The 17,283-nt window shown below is 50.0% G+C and carries 12 protein-coding genes; 8 read left to right on the top strand and 4 right to left on the bottom strand.

The features are described 5' to 3' along the window. Positions 1-95 precede the first annotated feature (95 nt). The gene (locus AC4GL5_RS04995; RefSeq protein WP_490381692.1) at positions 96-1,433 is read left to right on the top strand and encodes an adenylate/guanylate cyclase domain-containing protein; all 1,338 of its coding nucleotides are present in this window, start codon (positions 96-98) and stop codon (positions 1,431-1,433) included. A 106-nt stretch (positions 1,434-1,539) separates the two neighbouring features. Here AC4GL5_RS04995 and AC4GL5_RS04990 read toward each other — a convergent pair whose 3' ends face one another. Continuing rightward, entirely contained in the window at positions 1,540-2,055 is a 516-nt protein-coding gene (locus tag AC4GL5_RS04990) for a MarR family winged helix-turn-helix transcriptional regulator (RefSeq protein ID WP_490381691.1), read from the bottom strand. A 302-nt stretch (positions 2,056-2,357) separates the two neighbouring features. On the opposite strand from AC4GL5_RS04990, the gene AC4GL5_RS04985 reads away from it, so the two are divergent. The 7 genes from AC4GL5_RS04985 (at position 2,358) to AC4GL5_RS04955 (ending at position 12,684) form a co-directional block, all read left to right on the top strand. After that, a complete protein-coding gene (locus AC4GL5_RS04985) occupies positions 2,358-2,645 on the top strand; it encodes a hypothetical protein (RefSeq protein WP_490381690.1) in 288 nt (95 codons plus the stop codon). A gap of 484 nt (positions 2,646-3,129) precedes the next feature. Continuing rightward, positions 3,130-3,648: a substrate-binding periplasmic protein gene (locus AC4GL5_RS04980; RefSeq protein WP_490381689.1), complete on the top strand. Its 519-nt coding sequence runs from the start codon at positions 3,130-3,132 to the stop codon at positions 3,646-3,648. Between the two features lie 225 nt (positions 3,649-3,873). Continuing rightward, the gene (locus tag AC4GL5_RS04975) at positions 3,874-5,475 is read left to right on the top strand and encodes a glycerol-3-phosphate dehydrogenase/oxidase (RefSeq protein ID WP_490381688.1); all 1,602 of its coding nucleotides are present in this window, start codon (positions 3,874-3,876) and stop codon (positions 5,473-5,475) included. Positions 5,476-6,329: 854 nt separating this feature from the next. Further along, positions 6,330-9,524: a D-2-hydroxyglutarate dehydrogenase YdiJ gene (gene ydiJ, locus AC4GL5_RS04970; RefSeq protein ID WP_490381687.1), complete on the top strand. Its 3,195-nt coding sequence runs from the start codon at positions 6,330-6,332 to the stop codon at positions 9,522-9,524. A gap of 216 nt (positions 9,525-9,740) precedes the next feature. Continuing rightward, positions 9,741-10,445, top strand: coding sequence for a substrate-binding periplasmic protein (locus AC4GL5_RS04965; protein ID WP_490381686.1), 705 nt, complete (start codon positions 9,741-9,743; stop codon positions 10,443-10,445). A 33-nt stretch (positions 10,446-10,478) separates the two neighbouring features. After that, complete coding sequence (locus AC4GL5_RS04960; protein ID WP_490381685.1) at positions 10,479-11,246, top strand: substrate-binding periplasmic protein; 768 nt, start codon at positions 10,479-10,481, stop codon at positions 11,244-11,246. Position 11,247: 1 nt separating this feature from the next. After that, the gene (locus AC4GL5_RS04955; protein ID WP_490381684.1) at positions 11,248-12,684 is read left to right on the top strand and encodes a GGDEF domain-containing protein; all 1,437 of its coding nucleotides are present in this window, start codon (positions 11,248-11,250) and stop codon (positions 12,682-12,684) included. Here the strand turns inward: AC4GL5_RS04955 and AC4GL5_RS04950 are convergent. The 3 genes from AC4GL5_RS04950 to AC4GL5_RS04940 all read right to left on the bottom strand — a co-directional run. Then, positions 12,668-13,303, bottom strand: a complete 636-nt coding sequence (locus AC4GL5_RS04950) for a transglutaminase-like domain-containing protein (RefSeq protein ID WP_490381683.1) — start codon at positions 13,301-13,303, stop codon at positions 12,668-12,670. The two genes, AC4GL5_RS04955 and AC4GL5_RS04950, sit on opposite strands and share 17 nt — an antisense overlap. 143 nt (positions 13,304-13,446) lie before the next feature. Then, complete coding sequence (locus tag AC4GL5_RS04945) at positions 13,447-15,903, bottom strand: transporter substrate-binding domain-containing diguanylate cyclase (protein WP_490381682.1); 2,457 nt, start codon at positions 15,901-15,903, stop codon at positions 13,447-13,449. A 143-nt stretch (positions 15,904-16,046) separates the two neighbouring features. After that, the coding region (locus AC4GL5_RS04940; RefSeq protein WP_490381681.1) for an ATP-binding response regulator at positions 16,047-17,283 on the bottom strand (1,237 nt) is incomplete at its 5' end.

Here is a 17,283-nt window from a genome sequence, read left to right as displayed (position 1 = left end):
TGTACGTCACAGATTACAAGTAGATCCCTTGCAATCAAACCATTAAAGGGTATGTTAAAAATCCCCTAAAGGATATGAATCAGTGAGAGACTTCAATGAGCCAGCAATCAACCCAATCTGTTGAACTTTCAGGTCAGGAAAGCTCCTCCCTGCAGGATTATATATCGAGTCATCACACAACGGTATTAACTGTGATGTTTACCGATATCAAAGGCTACACTGAGCTGACAGAAGAGAAAGGTGAAAGCTATGTCGAAGAGATTCGTCGCGCCCATGACGTTCTACTGCAGGGGATTATCGAAGAAGATAACTTCGGCCTGATCCTGAAGCATATCGGTGATTCAGTAATGGCAGTTTTTGCCGAACCCAGCCGTGCCGTTGACCGGGCTATTCTTATTCAGCAGAAACTCGTCAACTTTAACCGTGAAAACCCTCAGTGGGACGATATAGAGGTTCGTATCGGCCTCCACATGGGGCAGGTCACGATTGAAGGTGAAGTCACTTTCGATATTTTCGGTCGCCACGTTAACCGGGCTGCCCGCATTGAAAGTCTTGCCGATGGCGGCCAGGTCTTCATGAGTTATACCGTCTTTGATAGTGCCCGCAGCTGGCTCAGCCATCAAACAGATTACGGCTGGCAGTCTCATGGCTACTTCCGACTTAAAGGCATCAGCGAGCCTGTTGAAATCTTTGAAGCCTGGGATAAGACTCTACGCAAGCCGGCCCCCCCAAAAAATGCCAAACCGGTAAAAAACAAACCCCGTAATCTCTATATTGCCGCCGCCGTTTTATTGGGGGTCGCCATCACGCTGGCCGTGAATGCATTTCAGGCAACCGATGTTCGGCTAAAAACCCCCTACCCGGATCATCTGTATACGCTCAATTGGCAGAAAGTTCCTCTTGAGGGTAAGGCTACAGATACTGAACGCCGTGCCGCCTATGAATTTGAGCCAAAAGAGTACCCACTTTTTTATCTGATTTCGGAAAGTAGCGTACGCTACAGCACTGTCAAACTCGACCGTGGAGACAATCTATTATCTCCAAACTACAAGAACTTCAATCTCCCCGCTTTTTATATAAGACAAGCTGCAGAAACCTCTAACCAGGAGAGCATCAAAGAAGCGACCTGGTCTTATCAGGCAGTGAACAACAAAGGATTGCTTGAGTCTTATGAAACGCTGGCAAAACTTCAGGTCGTAAGCCGAACAGAGAATGGCCAGGCCCATCACCAGGTGAGCTGGCAGGTTAAACCTCAATCGCCCGTAACACTTGAGGCCTCATCCGGCAGTTTGGATCTGAGTCGGCTAGCGAGTGAATCAGGTTCAGAACATCAGGAAAAAGTGATCGCCCGATTTGGCAAACAAAAGGTGGTTCTGCAAGCATCTATGATTCGTCAATTTATTCAGCTGCGAATGAATGCCCAATACGACTGAAGATCGGCAGTAAAGCAAAGAGGATTCCTGTCCTTACTTAACAATAAAACCCCGGAACAGCTGGCTGTCCCGGGGTTTTATTGTTAATCAGCACATCCGGAGAAAATCAATCCAAAGTAATAGCCTTCATCTGACTATCCAGTTTGTTCATCAGGCTATGCAGAAGCTGACATTCATCTTCAGTCAGCGTTGCCACGAGACTCCCTTCCCATTCCAGAGCTTTGGGAATAATAGAGTTATACAAGCGGATACCTGACTGAGTCAGACTCAAGTGGCTTACTCTGTGATCCTGCTCATCTCGCTCGCGATGCAGAAAACCCTCTTTATCCAGCTTATGAACAGCACGGGAGACCTTGGCTTTATCCATCTTGGTTCTTTGGCTGATATCTGATGAAATCATACTGCTCTGCTGACCCAGCAGAGCAAGAATACGCCACTCAGACAAACTAACGCCAAACTCCGAGGAATAAATAGAAGTCAGATTACTGCTGATCTGATCTGCCAACTGGTTAAAACGATAAGGCAGATACTGTTCCAATTGAAGAGAAGTACTGATGACCTGTTCATCAGACTCTGAAGTCGTTCCATGTGAGGTTTCAGCCAAAGGCTTATGAGCTTGCATTCCGTCTCTCGTTTTTTATTTTTTAGTTTACTTCGGGTCGCGGAGGCCATCGCAGCCCTGTTCATACTTTAGTCGCATAAAAACAGGCAACATTATAATCCCTTATGTAACCAGATCAAAGCCGACAGGAGTATTAAAGGCCGTATACACATGGATTATTTAATGGCCTATTGTTTATTGAGCACCTGAAAATATAATGAAAGGATAAAACCTCAGGCTTTATCGTATACTCAGGCTTTAATCGAGTTTTAAGCTGATAGGCTACACCCAAACACCCACATACATCTCCCCAGGAGCCTTCTGTGTCCCAGAATGAATTACCCCGAATTAAAGCAATCACAACTGATGGCGAAACAATCGAGCTAACCAACATCAGCGAACTTCAACTGGAATGGAATCGGGGCTTACCAGCAACGCTGCTACTGTCTCCGGATCACCTGGAAGGCCCGTCAATGACACTGGAAGTTGGCAGTGCTGAGGATGAAGATGATAGCCTCACGGAATACGGTGTCATCGCCCTACGCCCGGGTGCAAGTAATATTCTTGATATCAGTATCGAAACTGAATCTGTTGACAGCTCTGATTCCTAAAACGACAGCCGCTGCATTAGATCATCGCTGGCAGCCTGATGCGTCTTCGGGCCAGGCAGTGCCAGGTTGGCAATAAACCAAATAGCGCTTTTATACAAAAGCGCCCAATGAAAACTGTTCTGAATCAAATAATTACAAATGAGAGCTTTTATCATAACGAAACGATCTCTATTCTTATCACATGCTGCCTAACGTGGTACAAACAACATCCTGATATAAGAGAGATATGGCCCCTTATCTTCGCCCTCTAGCCTGCCTTATCGGGCTATTACTGTCACAAACCGCTTTCGCTTCTGAACTTTCTTTCGCGACAGGTTCTTCAGGACATACCGGCAGAACATCTTTTGAGAAACTCGAACCTTCCGAAGTACAACTGACCAGTTTCACTATCCCCCACTTCTCTGAATCGGCCAACCGGGGCAGCTTCATTCAGCTCTACAGAACCATTGAGCAAGCGATCGGATATCCTATCCAAGTGTCACTAATGCCCACTAAACGAGCGCAGCTGAATTTCCAGCTCGCTCAGGCCGATGTGTATTTTCCGGGATTGCAAACCAGTATCCCCAGCCAACATATTCGCTCTGAAACGGTCTTCTACAAAGAACTGTTTGCCTTTGTTCGTAAAGGTCGCGAAGTTCCGGAAAGCTTTGCTGAGCTTACAAATCTGAAGATAGGGCTGACTGCGGGCTATAACTATGGCGAGATCATTCAATACTCAAATTTCAATATTCAGAAAGCTCAAAGTGATGACGTAAACCTCCTGAAACTTGAAGCCGGCCGGATCGATGTATTTATTGTTGAACGCTACTCAGGGCTTAAAGCCTTGGGAGAAAGCAAAGCAGGCAACATTTTGTATGATTTTGGTAAGCCTTTAAGTCGTGAACCGGTATTCTTCATCTTTCAGGACACTGAGCGAGGTCACCGACTGAAAAAGATGTTTGATGCAGAGATCATCAGACTGAAGGCCGCTGGCAATCTGAATTCGATTTTGCTCAATCACTAGATCATTCAGCCCCCCAAAAACCGGGCTTTCAGACAATCAGCGAAATCGTTAAAATTTTACCCACACAGAGTGTTATTTTGACCAATAGCAGACTTTGCGCCACAAGATATACAGGCTGACAACCAAACCTCTCTACTTTTGTTATCCCAACTTGTGCCATTCTCAAGACGCGCAGTGACTCAGCCAAGCGATCGGCTAACTGCCCGAATACAAGGAGTTTTAATTATGTTACCTGAACATTGGTCCGCCAAGGGGCGTCAGAAAGCACTGGACCATCTGGCAGATGAAGAGTGGGATATCATTATTATCGGTGGAGGCATATCCGGTGCTGGACTTTTATTTGAGGCCAGTCGACGGGGATATCGTACGCTTCTGCTGGAAAAAAACGATTTTGCTTCAGGCTCATCCAGTCAGTCCAGCAAACTTGTCCATGGTGGCATCCGCTATCTTGCAACGGGCCAGTTAACCCTTACCCGACAAGCCGTTCAGGCCAGAGAACACCTTTGCAAACAGCTACCTGGGTTAGTTGAGCATATCCCGCTCATGATGCCCCATTACCGCAACCATCTTCCGGGACGCTTCAAATTCAGAGCACTGATGTGGCTTTACGATTTTCTGGCAGGCAAAAAGTATCACAAAGGACTTAGCCCGGCTGAGATGCAAAAAGCAGCACCCAGCCTGCGTAGCCAACAGTGCTATGGAGCCACTCAGTTTGAAGATGCTGTAACCGATGATGCGCGCCTGACGCTTCGGGTTCTGATGGAAGCCGCTCAATTTGGTGGCAAAGCGTTTAACTACTGTAATGTTAGCAATATTCAGCTACTTGAGTCCGGTAATCAGACCGGGGGTTTTCAGGTGGATCTCTCTCCGGAAGACCATAACAATATTCGCTTGTCTGCACGACAGGTGATCCATGCGACGGGGGCATGGACCGCATCACCCCGCCCTCATCCATCAGATCCGGATGATGATCCGGTTAAAGTACGTCCTTTGAGAGGTAGTCATTTACTGTTTTCACAGAAACGACTCCCTTTAGAAAAAGGCGTTTGCCTGATTCACCCTGACGACAGCCGCCTGATGTTTGCACTCCCCTGGTTAGGACACACGCTTGTAGGCACAACCGATCTGGACCACAAAACCTCGATGGATGACCCCGTTCAAATGCAGCAGCAGGAGCAGGACTACCTGTTCAAAGCACTTAAGCATTACTTCCCGGCCAGCAAGCTCACTCCAGCAGACTGCCTGAGTGTATGGTCTGGAGTCCGGCCTGTTTTATCAGATCTAGGTAGCGACCCGGACCATATATCACCTTCAGAGGAGCGCAGAGAGCACAAAGTATGGTGGCAGGATGGCCAGCTTTACCTCTGCGGGGGCAAACTGACAACCTTTCAAAAAATGGCTGAAGATGCCATTAATCAGCTGACGTTCAGGCCACAGGCACCAGTAGCCAAGCCTTGGCCAGAGCTGGGCGCAAACAGCCACAATCAGGGTGAGTTCCTGCTGATACCGGAAGTCCTGCATCAGATGTATGGTGCAGATGTCCTACCATTAAATAAAAAAGTACCTGCTGAGCAAAAAGTAGCGGCCACGCCCTACTACAAAGCCGAGCTGCACTGGGCATTAGCGCACCTGGCAGTTTGCCACCTGGACGACCTCTTACTCAGACGCACCCGAATCGGACTTTTCTATGCCGATGGCGGTGCCAGCATGAAAGAGGAGTTGTCCGGTCTTTGCCAGACATACCTGCATTGGGATGAAAAAACTTTCGAACAGGAATGGCTGCGCTACCAAAACATCTACCATGAGCTTTATCAGCATCGACACTGACTCAGTGGCCTGAAGGCCACTAAACTGGACAAAAATAGCAGACAAAAAAAGGGAGCCTGTCCAGGCTCCCAAAAGGTTGATGAGTGTGACGATAGTCATCAGATCAACTTGCTTAACGCAAGATTGGCACAGAATAAGAGTAGCCAGCCCGCTAAAAGTTCGAATCAATTGAAAAACTTTTTTCTGTTTTCTCTGCGGGAATTTTTGTAACAGCACCCACCTCAGAAAGACTCAACGAAAAACACTATCTCTCTACGTAAAAAAAGTCATTTATCCCCAGAAAACCGCTTGACTTCTCCTTTAGATGACAATTCTGCGTTTTTTTAATGACACCTGTAAAAAAACTCTCAATCCAGGCTTGCTTTAGTCTGGGCACTCAGGTATTAACAAGTCTATCAAACCTCGCAATCCCTTGTTTTTCAAGGCGTTCAGCGACCGACAGCCTTTCATTCTTATTGATGATTAGCATCTTAAGAATAAATTACTTACCCACAAAAGCTGTGAATAACTCTTTGGATAAGTTGAGGAAATTTAGCTGAAGCGGACAAAAAAAGGCACACAGACTTAAATTGGCTATTTTTTGATCAACCTGAATTTCCTGCCGGGAAGGTGATTGAATTACTGCATACCCCCTATTCCAAAGCCGAATAAAGTTACACATCCTCCCCCCGTCACTCTACTGACTATTCCGGCAGACTGAGATAGAATCATTGCCCTTTTTAATGCCAAGCGGCCCGAATTCATCTACGGGCATTAAATGTGGTTAAGGTACAAAACGCTATGATCCGAACGATCACTGACCAGACCACATAAGCTTGCAATACCATGTATCCTCAGGAAGGCATCCGATCCCGATGATTAAGCAACTGGCTGACACCGCTTTATATACCGACGCTGCCGCGAATCTTAAACAACATGCACCGGCACCCATTCGTCAGGAATATCTGAACTTTATTGAAGCGTTAAAAGCAGAAGGCTTTCAGGGCGACCTGAACCCGGACTACGCCAACCGCGTGGTGCTGTCCACGGATAACTCCATCTATCAGGTACTGCCGCAGGCGGTACTTTATCCGAAAAACCATAAAGATCTGCAGCTGATCGCCCGCCTGAGCAACCAGCCCGGTTTTGAGCAGGTGGTGTTAAGCCCCCGTGGCGGCGGTACCGGCACCAACGGCCAGTCTCTGACCGATGGTTTAGTCGTCGATATCTCCAAACACATGAACCGGATTCTGGAGATCAATGCCGAAGAGGGCTGGGTGCGGGTACAGACCGGCGTGGTGAAAGATCAGCTGAACAAAGCCCTGAAAGAGCACGGCCTGTTTTTTGCGCCGGAACTCTCCACCAGTAACCGCGCCACCATAGGCGGCATGATCAATACTGACGCCAGCGGTCAGGGTTCGGTGCTGTACGGTAAAACCCGTGACCACGTGCTGGAACTGACTTCTGTCATGCTGGACGGTACCGAGTGGACCTCCGGCCCCATCTCTGACGAAGCACTGGCAGAGATCAAACAGCGTGAAGACCGTGTCGGTGACGTGCACCGCTTAGCGGATCAGATCTTCAGCGAGCAGGCAGAGCTGATCGAAGCCAAATTCCCGAAACTGAACCGCTGCCTGACTGGTTACGATCTGGCGCATATCCGTGATGATAATGACCAGTTCAACCTGAACGCCCTGCTGTGCGGTGCCGAAGGCAGTCTCGCCTTTATCACCGAAGCCAAACTGAATGTGCTGAAGATCCCGAAATACTCAGCTCTGGTGAATATTCAGTACGCCAGCTTCAACGATGCCCTGAAAGACGCCAAAGACCTGATGGACTGGAATCCCACTTCCATCGAGACCGTGGATTCCAAGGTTCTGAATCTGGCCATGGGCGATATCGTCTGGGACACCGTTCGCGAGTACTACCCTAAAACCACGGGCCCTGAAGGCAAAGAACGACAGATCGCCGGTATCAACCTGGTGGAGTACACAGGTGACGATGAAGCGGAACTGAACGCCAAGCTGGACAAACTGACCGCTCACCTGGATCAGATCGCAGGTTCTGAGCTGGCCGGTAACGGCAAGAGCTTTGCCTACACCATCGCCCGAGGTGCCGGTGAGATCGGTAAGATCTGGGGCATGCGTAAAAAAGCCGTTGGCCTGCTGGGTAACGCCGAAGGCGAAAAACGTCCGATCCCGTTTGTGGAAGACACCGCCGTGCCACCGGAAAATCTGGCGGACTTTATTATGGAGTTCCGCGAGCTGCTGGACAGCCATGATCTGGCCTACGGTATGTTCGGCCATGTGGATGCCGGTGTACTGCACGTCCGCCCCGCCATTGATATGAAAGACCCGGCTCAGGAAGGCATGATCCGCACCATTACCGATGGCGTGGTGGCGCTGACCCAGAAATACAAAGGTCTGCTCTGGGGTGAACACGGTAAAGGTGTGCGCTCTGAATACGCACCGGAGTTCTTTGGTGAGCTGTATCCGTTTATTCAGGAAGTGAAGGCCGCCTTTGACCCGCGCAACCAGCTGAACCCTGGTAAGATTGCGACTCCGGCACAGTCCGGTGCCCAACCTGTATTTATACAGGGCGCTCTTAGGGATGAAGGGTTGTTAAAAATCGATGGTGTAGCGACCCGTGGTCAGCATGACCGCGAAATCACCGAAGCCACCCGTAACGAGTTCAGTGCCGCCATGTACTGTAACGGTAACGGTGCCTGCTACAACTATGACCCGAACGATGCCATGTGCCCGTCCTGGAAAGCGACCCGTGAACGCACCCAGTCGCCAAAAGGCCGTTCTTCATTGATCCGTGAATGGCTGCGTCTACAGGAAGCCGCCGGTGCCGATCTGCAGCAGGAAGTGCGTGATGTGCGTCGGGCAGGTTTTGTCGGCAGTTTTATTCCACGGCTGAAAAACACGCTGGCCAAGCGTAAAGGCGGCCAAGAGAACGAAGACTTCAGCCACGAGGTCTATGACGCCATGGCCGGCTGTCTGGCCTGTAAATCCTGTGTCGGTCAGTGCCCGATCAAGGTTAACGTGCCGGAGTTCCGCTCCAAGTTCCTGGAGCTGTACCACGGCCGCTACCTGCGCCCGCTGAAAGATTATTTTGTCGGTACGCTGGAATACGTGATCCCTTACTTCGCTAAGGTGCCGCTGCTGTATAACCTGCCGATGAAGTTTGGCCCGGTTAAGAGCCTGCTGAAAAATGCCGCCGGAATGGTCGACAGCCCGCTGATCTGCAAAGAGAACATCGCCAAAGAACTGGCGCACTACGGTGTCGCCTGGGCCACACCACAGGCCCTGAACCGTGTTCCTGCGGATCAGAAAGACAAGACAGTCGTTATCGTGCAGGACGCCTTCACCAGCTTCTTTGAAACCCGTCTGGTGCTGGATATTTTCGACCTGCTGACCCGTCTAGGATTCCGCGTCTTTATTGCCCCGTTCAAACCGAACGGTAAACCCCTGCATGTTCACGGCATGATGAAGCAGTTTGGCCGCGCCGCTGCCGATAATGCTGAGATGCTGCGGGCCCTGAACCAGACCGGTATTCCGCTGGTGGGTATCGATCCGTCCATGACCCTGACCTACCGTCAGGAGTACACCAAGGCACTGCCGGAAGGTGACGCCCCAGAGGTGTTACTGCTGCAGGAGTGGCTGGGCAACCAGACCGCTCACCTGGAAGCCTGCAAAGTAGCTGAAAAGGAAGCGGCTGACACCGAAGCATCAGAAGACAAAGAAGTCTTCCTGCTGGCTCACTGCACCGAGAAAACCAACGCGGCAGCGACGATCAAGATGTGGCAGCAGGTTTATGCGGCACTGGGCTACAAACTGACCCCGCAGGCCAGCGGCTGCTGCGGTATGTCCGGCACGTTCGGTCATGAAACCGCAAATCTGGAAACCTCGAAAACCATCTACAGCCAGAGCTGGTCCGGTATCGTGGCGGACAGCAGCAAACAGGGCAAACTGGTGGCCACCGGGTACTCCTGTCGCAGTCAGGTGAAACGCATCGACAGCCAGCAGATTCCCCATCCTCTGCAATGGCTTCTAAAAAACATATAAAAACCATAAATCTTTTAACCCAATCGGTTTATACTAGTAAAAACCCTTACCATTTAAGGGTTACCACGGGTAAGATATAAAACGCTGCAAAGCACAGGAACGGCTGCATCATCATGCAGCCGTTTTTTTACGCAGGGATTTAGAGCGTCAACGGGGAAGCACTTCATGACAAAGCCAAGTTTATATAAAAAGCTGGCCGGCCTTCTGGCAAGCCTAATGCTGCTAATATCAAAGCCTTCATTTGGAGAAACCCTGCTGGTCGGCATTCTTGACTCTCCAATGATGGGCTACATCGATGCCGATAATCAGTTGAGCGGGTTTGAGGCAGAACTCGCCCAGCAGATCTGTGAGCGCATCGACTACCAATGTGAGTTTATTCTTCAGCCTTTTGGACTCAACCTGGAAGGTGTCCGCCAGGGCCATCTGGATCTGGCTTTTTCCAGCATCCTCGTAACCGACGCGCGTAAAAAATACCTCACCTTCTCGGAACGCTACATGCGGTCTGTTTCAATTTATGTGGGCAACCCCAAAAAACAACCTAAATACCGTCCGACAAAGGTTGGCGTCGTCAAAGATTCCGTACAGGAGTTTTATCTGCAACAGAACTTCAGTCACTCGATGGAAACACTGACCTATACCAACGTTGATGAGGCCTATGCCGCCCTGAAAAGCGGAGAAACAGATAGAGTTTTACTGCCTGCGATTATTCAGCTGGGATTTCTTTATGACGATCGCAGCGGGCTTTTTGACCTTATTGAAGGCCCTATAGACAATCCGAAACTGACAGGCGATGTTGCTATCGCCATCACTCCGGAGCGACCAGAGCTTAAAACCGGTATCGATCAGGCGATTCGCAGCCTGCTGACCGATGGCAGTTACAACCACCTGAACAACAAATATTTTCCCTTCAATATCTATTAGGGTTGAGTCATGCAATATCAGAAGCGACACCCCATGAGTATCCATACCGTCTTACTGGCGGTTATGAGCTGTCTTTTAATGATGCTAAGTCACCCGTCAGCGGCTCAGGAGATTATCAAAGTGGGAATCTCCACTTCGTTCAAACCCTTTAATTTTATCGATGAGAATGGCGAGATCAGCGGCTATAACGCTGATGTTGCCCGGGCAATCTGTAAAAAGATGCAGGTAACCTGTGAGTTTATCACGATACCTTTTCACAAGATTATTCCGGCACTGGAAAATAATGATATCCAGCTGGCTGCCAGCAATCTGTTGAAAACCCCCGAGCGCCTCAAACAGATCAACTTTACAGATAAGTATTATCGTTCAACAACCAGTCTGGTAGGCCCGACTGATGATAGTTTTAAAGTCCCGGCAACCCTTCTGCAGCAGCCGACAACCCGTATATTGGTCACTCGGGGGTCAACTCAATGGCATTACCTGCAACAGCATTCCCAAGCAGAGATTATTGGTTTTGATACCCTGAAAGCGGCACTGGTATCCCTGCAACAAGGTGACGGAGATTACCTTCTGATACCGACCCTATTTGCCCTGAACTACCTGCAACAGCCTGAAAACAATCACCTGGACTTTATCGGCCTGCCAATCGACGACGTCAGTTTGGAAGGCGACGTTCATATGGGGCTGACCAAAGCGAGACCAGAGCTGCAGAATCAGGTTAATCAAGCGATTAGACAGCTGGTAGACTCCGGTGAGTTACGGGCACTAATCGATAAATACTTCCCTTTTAACGTGTATTGATATGATAAATCAGGACTCTCTCAACCAGCGCCCTCATATCCGCAAACTACTGCTCAGGCTGATCGCGATGCTGGTGATTTTTATCACCTGCACGCTGGCTGTGGTTGCAGTGATGCACAGCTATAGCCTCCAACTGATCAAAACCAGTCAGGAGGAACTTCTGCCCACCATTCATGACCATCAGCGCGCTGCGCTCAATCTGGAACGGCTGGAACGCATGGGCGACCTGGTGGTTTATGGCGGTAGCATTACGCTGATCCGCAAGAATGCTCTTGCGGCGCAGGTACTGGCTTTTCAACCGTCGTTTAACTTAAGCCCGGAAACCCGCAAGACCGTCCGGTCAGCCTTTGAGCTTCTCCGGGAAGTTCGGCGCACCCGTCAAATGCTTCTCAGCAGTCAGTCAGAACGCCTGAGCAGTCTTGAACGCCAAAACCTGATTCAGCTCGAACAAACACTTCGGATCCGCTGGGGAGAATACAAACAGGAACTGTTTGAACTTCAGAATAAAATCATTAGCGACGCCACCTCACTGCAAAACGCCAATATGAATCAGATTACCTCAACCAATAATATGATGCTGGTTACTGTAGGGACTGGTGTTTCTTTGTTGCTGATGGTTATCTTCTTTATCGGCTATAACCTCTACAAGCACCTGATCACCCCTGTTATTAAAGCAAGCAGCGCTCTTACAGCCCTTGAACAACGGTCCGAACACACGCCTTTGACCGATGCCCGCTATCAGGAACTCCATACGATTAACAAAGCGGTCAACAGCCTTGGAGAGACCTTAGCAAAACTGCATGATATGGCCACACGGGACTCTTTAACCGGATGTGTCAACCGGGGATACTTCCTGGAACTTGCACAACAGGCGCTCAGTAATGCCCATAGAAACAAGACAGCCATGGCACTGGTCATGCTGGACGTGGATCACTTTAAGAAGGTGAACGACCAATACGGCCATGCCGTCGGTGACGATACACTAAAACTGGCCACCAAATGGATTCGCGCGCAGCTTCCCGACGAGGGCGTTATCGGCCGTCTTGGCGGCGAAGAGTTTGCTCTGATTCTTCCGGGTTACGATGCCGATCAAGCTGTCAAACTGAGTGACAAAATACGACTTGTGATCGCCAATAACTCGATCGACAGCGGAACGATTCCGGCTATTACCGTGAGCCTGGGTGTTGAGGTTGTTAAGAGCGCAACGGATGAAGTAGACAAGCTACTGTCACAGGCGGATAAAGCGCTTTATCAGGCTAAAGCCAGTGGCCGAAACCAAGTCATCCTTTTCCGGCCAACAGAAGAAACCACTAAGCCCGCCGCCCCTCCGGTTGCGCTTAAGCCAGCCCTGCCAGACTTAAAAAAGACCGTGGTGCACGTTACAGCTAACGGCATTATTAGCAGCGTTTCAGCAGAAGACATTAAGCCGCCGGTCTAGAACTCGATAGGTGCTTAACACCGGAACCCGTCCCGTCAAACACCATATCCTCTTTCCGGATCTGAGATGAAGACGGCAGTGTCTGATAAAGCTCACGAACATGAGAAGCGTTTATCATCGCGTCCACGACACAGGAGAGCGGGTTCGGCCAGATCCCTTTCACACGCAGCCCCTCCGGATGAGTCAGACTCACCTCTGGAGGGTTAAAACGCGTTTTAGTCTCCCCACGACACCCTCTGGCATCCAGATCATACCAACCAGAATGTGGCAGATAGACGGTATTAAAGCCGTGCAACCGGGATGACCCCGCGCCCCACTCATTGTCCACCTGTTGGTAGGCAAAACCTGTTGAAATGCCATTAGCTCTTAGCAGAGCAGCCAGCAGATGACTCTTAGCAAAACAACAGCCGTGTTTGTTAATCAGTACGTCTGAGGCTTTCAGAGGCACCGCCTCTTTCTGATATTCCCAGCTATGCTCAATCTGATCTCTTACCCAATTAAAAGTACGGGTGATCAGCTCCTGAGGATTGTCAGCCTGCTTTGCCAGATAGCTGGCAAGGGCAAGCACTTCCGGGTGATCCCAGTTAACGATCATGGTTGAACGCAGAAAAGGACTCATGAGGCACTCCAGCCGAAATAATGTCAGCCGATCATGCCGAAAAAGAATGACAGTTACTTGAAGCCTTGCTGACAACTTAATGACAGGACGTTAGTTAACAACTCAATAGTCCGGACAGAACGCTCCTGGTTGCCGGGAAAGCATCACACAGAGGTATCCACCACAACGCAGTTTCTACCTGCAGATTTGGCCTGATACAGAACACGGTCGACCCTGCTGATAATCTGGTAGGCATTCTCATCGGGACGAAGCTCTGCCACACCAATACTGACAGTGAGCCCACCGACATCGGGCAAGGAGCACGATGCCACCTGATGTCGAATTCGCTCCGCAATCTGGTGGGCATCATCAAGGTTTGTTTCCGGCAGAATCAGAAGAAACTCTTCTCCCCCCCAGCGACCCGCCAGTAAATGCTCATGACAAAATTGCTTAAGGATATTGGCGAAGCTCTTCAGTACCTGATCACCGGTGTTATGTCCGAAACGATCATTAATCGCCTTGAAGCGGTCCAAATCCAGCAGCATGACGCTAAGATTGCGCTGACGGGAAAGGCAGTGGATGACCGCATCTTCCAGTGTATTTTCGATATGGTAGCGGTTTCTGAGTCCGGTCAGGGCATCGGTTCGGGACAGCGTCTCCAGCTGCTGATTCTTACTGATTAATTCATCATTCAGGCGTAACGTGGCTTCTTCAGCTTTACGTCGTTGCACCACTTCTTTGGCCAACGCCCGGTTTGCCCGCCGTAATCGGCTGTAGAACATCAGAAAAACCGCCATCAGCAACAGCACAATTAAAGCTGAGCGCAGCAAAACCGTCTGATTCTCCTGCGGTTCCGCAGTAACCTGAACCCAATGACGAATAATCTCGTTCATGCGTCCTTCCGGAAAGCTGTCATAAGCCTTCTGAGTAAGGTTGCGCAGCTCAGGCCAGTCAGAACGAACCCCAACAGACAAGGGGGTTTTGTAGGGAAACAAGCCAGCTATATGCAGATTGTCCAGTCCAGAACGACGAATACCATAACCTGAAGCCGCTACGGTATCGATAAAGCCGTCAATCGCGCCTTTTGACAGAGCATTAAGTGCGGCATCCATCGAAGGGTAATTTTTCAGCTGAATATCCGGAAAGTAACGCAAAAGCAGCTCTTCATGAATCCCACCGGCCAGAACTCCCAGACGCTTCCCTTTCAGCTCACGGATATCCGAGATATAGGCCTGATTGTCTCGGGTGACAATAGCATTGCTGGCATCAATAAAACTCTCCGTAAAGCTGATCAGTGGCTGCCGGTCCGGACTGGCGACAATGGCAGAGATCAGATCACAGCGTCGCTCCTTTAACGCGATGAGTGTTTCATTCCAACTCTCTGCCACCACATCGACCACCTCCAGACCGGCAGCGGTTAAAGCCTGACGTAACAGGTCCGGACCGATGCCCGCTGAGGCTCCATCCTTTACACCTTCATAAGGTAACCAACCGGGATAAGCGCACAGGCGAACCTGGGGGCGTTTCCGGATAAAAGCCCTCTCTTTCTGAGTTAACCGCATATCAGGCTGAGGCTCATCTTTACCACGCCAGATAAAACGCTGCAGGTCATCGCTGGCATTGGTCATGGCACCACTTAGCAGATAAACCTCCTGCAATCGTCGCAACCGTTGCAGATCGATGCTGCCCAAAGGATACACTTCCTGTGCGATGAGCTTAGCCACTTCACGGGCTTCAAAATGAAGAGCCGACGGGCTCTTGCGCTGGCTGTATTGCCGTAAAATAAGGTCGACGATTTCTGCCGGATGCTCCAGAGCATAACGCCACCCTTTGAGACTGGCCCGACGAAAAGCAGCCACTTGTTCCGGATGCTCCCGAACCGCTTTCTGGCTGGTAAAGAGGTTATTGCTGTAAAAATCCGCCCCGTAGTTCGCCGGGTCTATTACAACAGTCGCTACACCCGCAACCTGAAGCTCATATGCCTGGTTTGTAATATAGGCGGTCATCGCATCTACCTCGCCGGATACCAGCTCATCGATACGAAAAGTATGGGGAACTCTGACAAACTGCTCCGGGCGAACCTGAGACCGATAGAGCATATAGCTGATCTCGGCACTGTTCAGATCCGGCTGTTGAGTCATCAGTCGCTTACCGACCAGATCTCTGGGCTGACGGATGCCGCTCTCCTGTCTGGCCAGAATCACCAACGGAGAGTGTTTAAACAAATTAGCCAACAAAACCACAGGCGCTCCCCGCCCCCAGCTGGCAAAAAGATCGGCGTTAGCGAGGCCATATTCGGCACGACCTGAGACAACCTCATCGACGATAGATACCCCGGCATGAGCTTCTTTCAGAGAGACCTCAAGTCCCTCTTCACGGTAAAAGCCCTTATCAATGGCCGCATAAAATCCTGCAAACTCAAACTGATGCAACCAGGGCAACTGCAGTGTTACCGCTGTTAAAGAAGCGGTGTCAGCAACCGAGTCTCCTGCTCCCTTGCGGTCGGTAGCATTTTGATCGGCGGATAGGGGTAAGGAAAACAACAGAGAAAAGATAAGAAAAAAGAGAGTGACAGGCTGTACGGTCCTCAGGGGCTGAAGATCGTGGAAAAGATCTGACATAAAAGAAAACGAACCTTCGGGTCTGCCTGTATCTGCCACTAAGAAGCCCTTAAAGACACTGAAGTCTAGTCGCTGGTTAAAGATGACTTTACGATGAAGCGTTAAAGAAATCGACTAGGGATTACCCTAAAGGCGAATCGGGCCTAACTCATCAGCTGTCCCATCATCAGGCGTAATTTCATCGGTTTAATGGGCTTATTGAGTAACTGGTAACTGATCGCCTGAATTTCAGAATTCAGCGCTTTTGAATAATTCGCCGTGATCACAATGACAGGCACAGGATTATCAATCAAATCATTCAATTCACGAGCCACATCAACGCCTATTTCATCGTTATCAAGATGATAGTCCACCAACATCAGATCCGGTCGAAAGCCATCCTCAATCAGCTGAAGGGCCTCTTCACGCCCCAGAGCGGTCATAACATCCATGCCCCAGCCATCCAGCAACTGTTCCATTCCCTGGCAGATCGCGGGGTCATTATCCAAGACCAGTACCGGTCGGTTTTCAAGAGGGTTGATCTGTGGCGCAGGCTGAACCCGATCTGTCTGCTCGAACTGGTTAGGGTCTGCCAAAGGCACCTCTACAGAGAATCTGGACCCCTTACCGGGTACAGAACTCACCCGGATTTTGTGATCCAGTACCCGGGCGATTTTATCGACAATGGCCAGTCCCAGACCAAGCCCTTTATCACTGGCAGAAGAACGGCGTTTCAGACGACTGAACTCCCGGAAGATCTCACTCATCTTTTCAGATTCGATCCCCTCACCGGTATCCCACACCTCGATACTGATACAGCTGCCCTTTTTTCGGGTTGCCAGCATAATCTGGCCTCCGGGTTCGGTATAACGGTTAGCATTGGTAAGGAAGTTACGCAGAATCCGCCCCAGAAGCTGGGAGTCAGAATAGACCCGACAGCCACCGACACGAGCACGGAATCGTTGCTGTTTGAGCGCAGCCTGTTCCTGATATTCATGACACAGGCTCTGCAATAAATCATCCAGAGAGAAATTGTTCATCTGGGCTTCAACGACACCGGCGTCCAGCTTAGAGATATCAACCAGGGCACCAATCAGGCCCTCAACATCACTCAGGGATGAGGCCGTGGACGTCACCAGTTTTCGGGCGGCATTGTCCAACGGATATTCCGATAACGCGCTGTTAAACAAACGGGCAGCGTTCATCGGCTGCAGCAAATCATGGCTGATCGCCGCAAGAAATTTCGTTTTCGAGAGATTGGCTTCTTCCGCCTGCTTTTTCGCTTCCAGCAGTTCAGAGGTACGCTCTTCAACCCGATGCTCCAGCAGCACATTGGCATCTCTGAGCGCCTGAGCCGTTCGGCGGCGTTCCGTAATATCCTGTGTCAGTACAAAAAAACCC

Source organism: Oceanospirillum sp. (genome assembly GCF_982874595.1).
The sequence above is the reverse complement of the archived record's forward strand: the minus strand, read 5'-3'. Positions and strand labels throughout refer to the sequence as shown.

Coding starts and splice junctions, on each gene's coding strand:
- AC4GL5_RS04995 (WP_490381692.1), top strand. CDS start 96: ATGAGCCAGCAATCAACCCAATCTGTTGAACTTTCAGGTCAGGAAAGC.
- AC4GL5_RS04955 (WP_490381684.1), top strand. CDS start 11,248: ATGATAAATCAGGACTCTCTCAACCAGCGCCCTCATATCCGCAAACTA.
- AC4GL5_RS04990 (WP_490381691.1), bottom strand. CDS start 2,055: ATGCAAGCTCATAAGCCTTTGGCTGAAACCTCACATGGAACGACTTCA.
- AC4GL5_RS04975 (WP_490381688.1), top strand. CDS start 3,874: ATGTTACCTGAACATTGGTCCGCCAAGGGGCGTCAGAAAGCACTGGAC.
- ydiJ (WP_490381687.1), top strand. CDS start 6,330: ATGATTAAGCAACTGGCTGACACCGCTTTATATACCGACGCTGCCGCG.
- AC4GL5_RS04960 (WP_490381685.1), top strand. CDS start 10,479: ATGAGTATCCATACCGTCTTACTGGCGGTTATGAGCTGTCTTTTAATG.
- AC4GL5_RS04965 (WP_490381686.1), top strand. CDS start 9,741: ATGCTGCTAATATCAAAGCCTTCATTTGGAGAAACCCTGCTGGTCGGC.
- AC4GL5_RS04980 (WP_490381689.1), top strand. CDS start 3,130: ATGCCCACTAAACGAGCGCAGCTGAATTTCCAGCTCGCTCAGGCCGAT.
- AC4GL5_RS04945 (WP_490381682.1), bottom strand. CDS start 15,903: ATGTCAGATCTTTTCCACGATCTTCAGCCCCTGAGGACCGTACAGCCT.
- AC4GL5_RS04950 (WP_490381683.1), bottom strand. CDS start 13,303: ATGAGTCCTTTTCTGCGTTCAACCATGATCGTTAACTGGGATCACCCG.